Source organism: Serratia sp. X3, from assembly GCF_014982455.1.
Lineage (GTDB): Bacteria > Pseudomonadota > Gammaproteobacteria > Enterobacterales > Enterobacteriaceae > Serratia > Serratia ureilytica.
Window position 1 is genome coordinate 1 of record NZ_JADCNB010000019.1, and the last position, 2,778, is coordinate 2,778.

Sequence of the window (2,778 nt, forward strand, 5' to 3'; positions counted from 1 at the left end):
GCGCCAGCTGCGGCGTCGCGGGTTCGCCCAGCGCCGCCCGGCCGGCGGCGTCCGCCAGCAGCAGCACCGGGTCGGCATCCTGCAGGATGTACTGCAGGCGTTCGCCCGGATAGGCCGGATCCAGCGGTACATAGGCGCCGCCGGCCTTGAGGATGCCGAACAGCGCCGTCACCATGTTCAGGCCGCGTTCGGCGCACACCGCCACCCGGCTGTCCGGGCCCACGCCGCGCGCAATCAGCGCGTGCGCCAGCCGGTTGGCGCGGGCGTTCAACCGGGCGTAACTCAGGCTTTCCGCGCCGCTCACCAGCGCGATGGCATCCGGCGTGCGGCGCACCTGCCGCTCGAACAGCGCCGCCAGCGTCTGATCCAGCGGGTAGTCACGCTCGGTGCGGTTCCAGCCATGCAGCAGCAGCTCGCGTTCCGCTTCCGGCACCACCGCCAGTGAACACACCGGCGTATCCGGCGCCTGCTCCAGCGCTTGCGCCAGTGAGTCCAGCGCCTGCACCATATAGTCACATACGCGCTGCGCATCGATCGCCTCGGTTACCTGCGCCGTAATGCCCAGCGAATCGCCGCCGTCCTCCACCGACAAGACGAACGGATAGTTGGTGCGCTCTTCGGCGCTCAGCAGGCTGACGCCTTCGGGCAGCGCCACGGCCTCGCCGTTGTTGTGGCGATAGTTGAGCAGGGCGCTGAACAGCGGCGCCCCAGGGCTGACGCCGCTGCAGCGCTGCGCCAAGGCCAGCGGCGCATGTTCATGAGCCAGCAGCCCGCTCAACCGCACATGCGCCTCCCTTGCCGCCGCCTCCGCGCCGCGCCGATCGATGTCCAGGCGCAGCGGCAGCGTGTTGATAAACAGCCCCAATGCCCGTTCCGCGCCTTCAGCGCCCTGCAGACGCCCCAGCAATACGGTGCCGAATACGACCGCGTCTCGCCCGCTGACGCGCGCCAGCACCTGCGCCCAGGCCAGATGGCACAAACTGGCCAGACTGACGCCCAACCGCCGCGCCTGCCGCCGCAGCCGCAGGTTCAGGGCCGAAGAAAGCGCCTGGTAGCGGCTGACGATTTGCCGTCCCTCGCCATGCACATCACTCAAGCCGAACGGCAGGACCGGCTCGCTGATATCCGCCAACATGTCGCGGAAGAAACGTTCATGCTCTGCTTCGCTGAGCGTCAGGCGCGCCTGCGCCACCGCATTGCGGAACGGCTGGGCGGCGCCAAGCCGTGCGCCGCGACCGGCGAGGATTTCGCTGACCTCTTGCTCCATAAAGGCCAGCGTGGAGTGATCGCCAATCAGATGGTGCCACTGCTGCAAGGCGCACCACCGGCCATCCTCCTCTTGCGCGACGGTAAAGTTGAGCAGCGGCGCGCGGGTCAGATCCTGTCGCTGATGCAGCGGATCAAAACCGGCCGCCAACTGTTGCCAAACCGGGCCGTCGGCCAGATCGAAACGCCGCTCGCTCAGTGCCAGTTCGGCCTTGCGCCACACCACCTGCACCGGCGAAGATACGCCCTGCGTGATGAACGCGGTGCGCAGAATGTCATGGCGATCGATCACCTGCTGCATCGCCGCCAGCCAGGCATCCAGACGCGCACGGCTGTCGAAGCGCAGCACCGCGGACAGCTGGTACGGATCGCCCTGCTCCGCCAGCAGATGGTGGAACAAAATCCCCTCCTGCAGCGGCGACAAAGCGTAGATGTCCTGTACATTGGCCACGCCGCCCGGCACCTGCGCCACCACCGCGTCGATCTCCGGCTGGCTCAGCGTCGCCAGCGGCAACATCTCCGGCGTAATGGCGGCGCAACCGGGCAAGATGCGGTTTTCCGGTATGTCGATTTCCCCTTGCGCGCTCACCGCCTGCGCCAGCGTCGCCAGCGTCGGCGTTGAGAACAGCGTCTGCACGTTCGCCGCCAAACCGGCACGCCGCAGTTGAGCCATCAACTTCACCGCCAGCAGCGAGTGGCCGCCCAGTTCGAAGAAGTTGTCGTGGCGGCCAACCCGCTCCACGTTCAGCAACTCGCGCCAGATCTCCGCCAGCAGCGTTTCGCGCTCACCCTGTGGCGCTTCGTACGCCACCTGGCTCTGTATCCCCTGCGGCTCCGGCAGCGCCCGACGGTCCAACTTGCCGTTCGGCGACAGCGGCAACGCCGCCACCACCACCCAGGCCGACGGCACCATGTAGTCCGGCAGCGCCGCGCTCACATGCTGCCGCAGCGCGCCCGCCAGCGTCTCTTCCGCCACGTCCGCCGCCGGCACCACCCACGCCACCAGCCGTTTGTCGTCGCCCACCGCGCGCGCATCCACCACCGCTTCCCGCACCGCCGGGTGCGTCGCCAGCGTCGCTTCCACCTCACCGCACTCGATGCGGAAGCCGCGGATTTTCACCTGCTGGTCGTTGCGCCCCAGGTATTCGATATCCCCCCCCGGCAGATAGCGCGCCACGTCACCGGTGCGGTACATGCGCCCGCCCGGCGCGAACGGATCGTTCAGGAAACGCTCCGCCGTCAAGTCGGGCCGATTCAGGTAGCCCCGCGCCACCTGTACCCCGCCGATATACAACTCGCCCACCGCCCCCAGCGGCACCGGCTGCCCGTGCTCGTCCAGCAGATAGATGCGCGTGTTGGCGATCGGCCGACCGATCGGCACCGATACCCGGTCCGCCTCCCGCGAACAGTGCCAGGCGGTGACGTCCACCGCCGCCTCCGTCGGCCCATACAGGTTATGCAACTCCGCCTGCGGCAGCCGGCGGTAAAACTCCGCCACCAGCGCCGCCGGCA

General features: G+C 68.5%; 1 protein-coding gene. It reads right to left on the minus strand.

All coding sequences use genetic code 11. The features are described 5' to 3' along the window. Positions 1-2,764, minus strand: a 2,764-nt coding sequence (locus tag IMX17_RS25065; RefSeq protein WP_370571643.1) for an AMP-binding protein, incomplete at its 3' end; no start/stop codon positions are given. Positions 2,765-2,778 lie beyond the last annotated feature (14 nt).